The sequence below is a fragment of the Azovibrio restrictus DSM 23866 genome (genome assembly GCF_000429665.1).
Classification (GTDB): Bacteria; Pseudomonadota; Gammaproteobacteria; order Burkholderiales; family Rhodocyclaceae; genus Azovibrio; species Azovibrio restrictus.
The window spans coordinates 131,966-138,218 of sequence record NZ_AUCH01000016.1 but is presented as its reverse complement, the minus strand read 5'-3'; the positions used below and the strand labels follow the sequence as shown (position 1 = coordinate 138,218).

The 6,253-nt window shown below is 66.8% G+C and carries 4 protein-coding genes; all 4 read right to left on the bottom strand.

Annotated elements, in window-relative coordinates:
* Window positions 1–2,844 (bottom strand): Cache 3/Cache 2 fusion domain-containing protein (locus G474_RS24460; protein WP_051282298.1); only part of this gene is annotated, 2,844 nt, incomplete at its 3' end.
* A 21-nt stretch (window positions 2,845–2,865) separates the two neighbouring features.
* A complete protein-coding gene (locus G474_RS0114155) occupies window positions 2,866–3,381 on the bottom strand; it encodes a chemotaxis protein CheW (RefSeq protein WP_026687556.1) in 516 nt (171 codons plus the stop codon).
* A gap of 16 nt (window positions 3,382–3,397) precedes the next feature.
* Window positions 3,398–5,839, bottom strand: coding sequence for a chemotaxis protein CheW (locus tag G474_RS0114150; RefSeq protein WP_026687555.1), 2,442 nt, complete (start codon window positions 5,837–5,839; stop codon window positions 3,398–3,400).
* Window positions 5,840–5,885: 46 nt separating this feature from the next.
* Window positions 5,886–6,251, bottom strand: coding sequence for a response regulator (locus tag G474_RS0114145; RefSeq protein ID WP_026687554.1), 366 nt, complete (start codon window positions 6,249–6,251; stop codon window positions 5,886–5,888).
* Window positions 6,252–6,253 lie beyond the last annotated feature (2 nt).

Sequence of the window (6,253 nt, the reverse complement as noted above, 5' to 3'; positions counted from 1 at the left end):
CGTCCGGCCCGCCTGGTCCACCAGCTTCGACCCCGCTTCCACCTTCTCCACCGAGTCCGAGATCAGCCCCTTGATCTCCTTCGCCGCTCCCGCGCTGCGCTGCGCCAGGTTGCGCACTTCCGTCGCCACCACCGCGAAGCCCCGGCCCTGTTCCCCGGCACGGGCCGCTTCCACCGCCGCGTTCAGCGCCAGAATGTTGGTCTGGAAGGCGATCCCGTCGATCACCCCGATGATGTCCGCTATCTTGCTCGACGAATGGTGAATCGCCCCCATGGTCTGCACCACCTGCTCCACCACCTGGCCGCCCCGCTCCGCCACCACCTGGGCGCTGTCCGCCAGCTGGTTCGCTTCCCGCGCGTTGTCCGCGTTCTGCTTCACCGTCCCCGTCAGCTCTTCCATGCTCGACGCCGTCTCTTCCAGACTCGACGCCTGCTCTTCCGTCCGGCTCGACAGGTCCGTGTTCCCCGACGCGATCTCCTGCGCCGCCGTGTTGATCGCCTCCGTGGATTCCTGGATCCGGCGCACCACCCGGGTCAGCTGCTCCACCGTGGCATTGGCATCATCCCGCAGGCGCGCGAACGTGCCCTGGTAATCGCCTTCGATCTTCCGGGTCAGATCGCCCCGGGCCAGGGATTCCAGCACCCCGGCCACGGCCTGGAGCCCGTGGGCGGCGGTATCGAGCAGCTGGTTCAAGCCCAGGGCCAGGCTCTGGAAGAAGCCTTCCTTGCCCTCCAGCTCCAGGCGCTTGCTGAAATCCCCCTGGGCGGCGGCAAAAACGATGCCCTGGATTTCCCGCTCCATGCCCACTTCCAGGGTCCGGTCCTGCCATTCGGCCACCGCCCCGAGACGCTCGCCCTGGGCATTCACCACCGGATTGGCGGATACCACCAGGGTCCGGCCGCCGATCTCGATCTGCTCCGTGTGGGTAGCCTGCAGGCCCGCCAGCAGCCGGGCCTGGTGCTCGGGCTGCTTGTGGATACTGTCCATGCAGGCCCCCAGCAGGTGGTCCGCATCGAAATCGGGAATTTCCTGGCGGATGTCCGCCTCGGCATTCTTCAGCAGCCGCTCCACGGCGGCATTGGCGTAGATGATGCGGCGCTGCTGGTCGGCAATCATCACCCCGGTGCTGACGCTGTCCAGGGCAATCTTGATGCGGGTCATCTCGTCGGCCACCCGCTTGGTCTCGGTCACCTCGAAGCCCAGCCGGTTCTGCATGGCCTCCAGGCCCTTGAGCACCTGGCCGATCTCATCGGCCCGGCCCACCTCCAGGGGATTGTCGTACTGCCCGGCGGAGAGCCGGCCGAAAGCCGGCAGCACCTGCTCCTGCAGGGGCCGGGTGATGAGGCGCCGCACCAGCCAGGAGATGACCAGCACCAGGAACAGCACCACGGCCACTGCGGCGCCCCAGAGGAAAGCCGAGAGGGAGCGGGCCGCCGCATCGAACTCGTCCAGATAGGTGCCGCCGCCGATCAGCCAGTGCCATTCCGGCACCGTGTCGAACAGGGCGATCTTGTCGCGCAGGCTGGCGTCCCCGAGTTCGGGATTGGACCAGGGATAGAGGATCTCCCCCTGCTTGCGGCTGAGCATTTCCCGGATGAACTCCCGGCCATCGGCATCCTTGGCCGCCAGAAGGTTCTGCCCTTCCTTGGCGGGGTGGATCAGCGCCACCCCCAGCTCATCCCCGGGACGGGCGTCGAGGACGAAGAAATAGCCGGTCTCGCCGACCTTGACCTGCTTGATCTGCTGCTTCAGCTCCGCCAGCTCGGCGCTCACGTCCATGCCGATGAACAAGGCGCCGACCACCTGGCCGGCGGCATCCTTGAGGGGGCTGTAGGCGGTGTAGTAATCCTTGCCGAACAGCTTGGCCTTGCCCACATAGGGCTGACCGGCCAGGAGCTTGGCGTGGGCCGGGTGGTTCTTGCCCAGCAGGGTGCCGGTGGCCCGCTCCCCGGTTTCCTTCTTGAGGGAAGTGCTGATGCGCAGGAAATCCCCCTGCTGCAGGGCGAAGATGGTGGCCACCGCACCGGAATTGACGGTGAAGGCATCCACCTCCTGGTAGCGCCCGTTCAGGAGTTCCCCCCCATGGCTGAGCTGGGGCGTATCCCCGGCCTGAAGCTCGAATCCCTGGGGAAACATGCCGGCGAAAAGCTGATTGAGGCGGGAAGACTCCTTGGCCAGGGCCCCCGCCCGCACTTCCACCATGCCCTTGATCAGGGACAGGCTCTGGGCCAGACCGGCCCGCCCCTGCCCGGCCAGGGTATCCCCCATGCGGGCCCCCAGCAGCAGGGCCATCACCGCCATCACGGCAAAGGCGCCCAGGGCGCTACCCAGGATGATCTTGCCCGACAGGCCGGCCCGGGAAAAGCGGCGCCCCAGGCTCGCCAGCAGCCCCCGGGAGACCACCTGGCCGTGGACAATGCCCAGCTTGCCGGCCCGGCCTTCCCGGAACTGCCGGTAGACCTGCTCGGCGGCCGCCACCCGGGCCCGCTCCGGCTTGCGCCGCACGGACAGGTAACCCACCACCTGCCCCCCTTCCCGGAGGGGCGATACATGGGCTTCCACCCAGTAATGGTCGCCGTTCTTGCAGCGGTTCTTGACCAGTCCCACCCAGGGTTCGCCGGCCTGGAGCCGGGCCCAGAGATCCGCGTAGGCTTCGGGGGGCATGTCGGGATGGCGCACCACGTTGTGGGGCTGGCCCAGCAGTTCCACCTCGGCAAAACCGCTCACATCGAGGAAGGCCTTGTTCACATAGGTGATCTGGCCCTTGAGATCGGTGCGGGACACGATGACGCAATCGTCCGCCAGGATGACTTCATTACCGGTGACAGGCTCGTTGTTACGCATGATCTCGATCTCTCAACAAATTCAATGGGCGGCCGCCCCGTTGCTATCGGGGCTGTCGAGCAGGTCCATTTCCCGGCTCACCATCAGCTGCTCGATGTCGGTGACGATGAGCATGCGCCCTTCCGCCGTGGCCAGGCCCTGGATGTACTTGGTATCGAAGCTGGCGGAAAAATCCGGGGCGGGCCGGATCTGGGCCGGGCTCAGGCGGATCACGTCGGAGACGCTGTCTACCACCACCCCCACCACCCGGTTGGCCACGTTCAGGATGATCACCACCGTAAACGGGGTGTACTCCACCAGGGGCAGGTGGAACTTGATGCGCAGATCCACGATGGGCACGATGATGCCGCGCAGGTTGATCACCCCCTTGATGAAGGGCGGCGCATTGGCAATCAGGGTGGGGGGCTCGTAGCCGCGGATCTCCTGGACCCGCAGGATGTCGATGGCGTACTCCTCCTGCCCCAGGGTGAAGGTGAGGAACTCGCTGCTCGCCAGCTCCTCTTCCCCCCGCTGCGCGGCGGCTTGCATTGCTTCCATTACCACTCCTCCGGCCTCAGGCGGCCCTTTGCATTTGTTGTTTGCCCATGCCGACGATGGCCGACACATCGAGGATCAGGGCCACATGCCCATCCCCCATGATGGTCGCCCCGGAAATCCCCTGGACCCGGCGGTAATTGGCTTCAAGGCTCTTGATCACCACCTGGTGCTGGCCCACCAGGGCATCCACGAACAGGGCGGCGGAGGCCCCGTCCGCATCGAGTACCACCATGATGCCCTGGTTGAAATGGGTGACCGCCTTCTGGATGTTGAAGATCTCGTGCAGCACCACCACGGGCAGGTACTCGCCCCGCACCTGGATCACCCGGCCCTGGTTGGCCAGGGTCTTGATGTCGCCAGGTTCCGGCTGCAGGGATTCCATGACGTAGGACAGGGGCAGGATGTAGGTCTGATCCCCCACGGCCACGCTCATGCCGTCCAGGATGGCCAGGGTGAGCGGCAGGCGCACGGTCATGCGGGTGCCGATGCCGAGCATGGATTCGATTTCAATGCGGCCGCCCAGCTCCTGGATATTGCGCCGCACCACGTCCATGCCCACGCCCCGACCGGAGACGTCGGTGACCTGGTCGGCGGTGGAGAAGCCGGCCTCGAAGATCAGGGCGAACACTTCCTGATCGGTCATCTGCTCGGAAACCTGCAGGCCTTTCTCCCGGGCCTTGGCGAGGATCTTCTCCCGGTTCAGGCCGGCACCGTCGTCCCCCACCTCGATCACCACATTGCCGCCCTGGTGGGAAGCCTTGAGGGTGATGGTGCCGCAGGGATTCTTGCCCAGGGCGGCCCGCTTCTCCGGGGACTCGATGCCGTGGTCCAGGCTGTTGCGGATCAGGTGGGTGAGGGGGTCGGCGATACGCTCGATCAGCCCCTTGTCCAGCTCCGTGGTGTCGCCTATGGTCTTCAGCTCCACCTGCTTGCCGAGCTTGGCGGACAGGTCCCGCACCACCCGGGGGAAGCGGGAAAAGACGAAGGAGATGGGCAGCATGCGGATCGACATCACCGCTTCCTGCAGGTCCCGACTGTTGCGTTCCAGCTGGGTCAGGCCATTCACCAGCCGCTCCGGGGCCGCCTCCTGCATCTGGGCCACGGTCTGCAGCAGCATGGCCTGGGTGATCACCAGCTCCCCCACCAGGTTGATCAGCTGATCCACCTTCTCGACGCTGACCCGGATAGAGGAGTCGCCGCCAGCCGCCACCACCGCTTTCCCCGGCTTCTGGACCTTGGGCGCGGCTGCCGGCACCGGAGCCTGGGGCCCAGGCTCGTGCTTTTCTTCCGGCAGCTGCCGGGCCGGAGGCTGGGGCGCCGGGGCGGCCGCCGGCGGAGCCGGCAGGGGCTCGAAGAAGCCATAGCTGCCGTCCTCGGCATCCAGGGGCTGGGCCGGGGACAGGGCTTGCGCTTCGGCAACTGGCGCCGGGGAAGCAGGTTCGGGCGCCGGCAGGGGCTCGAAAAAGCCATAGCCCTCGTCCGCCCCGGCGCTGGCCGGGGCCGCCGCTTCGGCGGGCAGGGAATCGAAGAAACCGTAAGCCCCTTCCGGATCGCCAGCCAGGCCGGGCCCGGGGGCCGCCTCCGGTTCAGGCAGGGGCGCGAAGAAACCATAAGCCTCGGCCTCGCCGCCCGCTTCCGGCAGGGGATCGAAGAAGCCATAGCCCCGGGTTTCGTCGGACAACCCGGGAGCATCGTCAAAGAAGCCGAAGGCCGCCGCCCCGTCGCTGCCGACGGAACGGTCTTCCTCAATGCGCCAGGCATCCTTTTCGGCGATGAAATCCAGCTGTTCCCGGACGCTCTCGGGCAGGGCCGGAGCCAGCAGGCGCAGAGACCAGAAGCCCACGGGCTCATCCTGGGGCGGCTGCTGCAGCACCTCGACCCGACCATGCCGGCCCAGCTCGGCCACGAAGCCCGCCACCCCATGGCTGGCGGAGGCGGCCGTGGGCACGAATTCGATGCAGAAGCCCCGCTCCCCCGGCCCGGCGGACGGGGCTACAGCCTCCCCTGCCGGTGCGGCGGGAGCAGCAGCGCCGGCAGCCGCCGTGACGGGGGTTCCGGCTGAGCCCTCAACCCCGTCCGTCAGCTGCTGCAGCCGCTGGCTCACGGCGGCGACCGTCCCGGGATCGGCGGCTTCGCCCCCCTGGTGGGCCGCCAGCATGGTTTTCAGGAGATCGCCGGTTTCCAGGAAGGCATCCACCATCTCCGCCCGCAGGGGAATCTCGTTCTTGCGGATCTTGTCGAGGAGGTTTTCCAGCACATGGGTGAGCTCGGCCAGATCGGTGAAACCGAAGGTGCCGGAGCTGCCCTTGATGGAGTGGGCGGCCCGGAAGATGGCGTTCAGGTCCTCCGGCTCCGGGGCGAGCACATCCAGCCCCAGCAGCAGGGACTCCATCTCGGCCAGGTGTTCTGCCGATTCCTCGAAGAACACCTGATAGAACTGAGTCATATCGATGGACATGTTCCCCCCGGCCCCTATGCCCCGTGATCCCGCGCCCGGCCCGGCATCAGCCGATGACCTTGCGCACCACCTCGATCAGCTTCTGGGGGTCGAAGGGCTTCACCAGCCAGCCGGTGGCCCCCGCCGCCCGCCCCTGGGACTTCATGGCCTCGGAGGATTCAGTGGTCAGCATCAGGATGGGCGTGGTCTTGTACTGGGGCAGTCCGCGCAGGCTGCGGATCAGGGTCAGGCCATCCATGCGCGGCATGTTCTGGTCGGTGAGCACCAGATTGATGCTGCGGCTCTTGGCCTTTTCCAGGCCGTCCATGCCGTCTACCGCTTCCACCACCTCGTAGCCGGCACTCTTGAGGGTGAACGACACCATCTGCCGGATGGAGGCGGAATCGTCCACTGCGAGAATCGTTTTTGCCATGG

Coding starts and splice junctions, on each gene's coding strand:
- G474_RS0114155 (WP_026687556.1), bottom strand. CDS start 3,381: ATGGAAGCAATGCAAGCCGCCGCGCAGCGGGGGGAAGAGGAGCTGGCG.
- G474_RS0114145 (WP_026687554.1), bottom strand. CDS start 6,251: ATGGCAAAAACGATTCTCGCAGTGGACGATTCCGCCTCCATCCGGCAG.
- G474_RS0114150 (WP_026687555.1), bottom strand. CDS start 5,839: ATGTCCATCGATATGACTCAGTTCTATCAGGTGTTCTTCGAGGAATCG.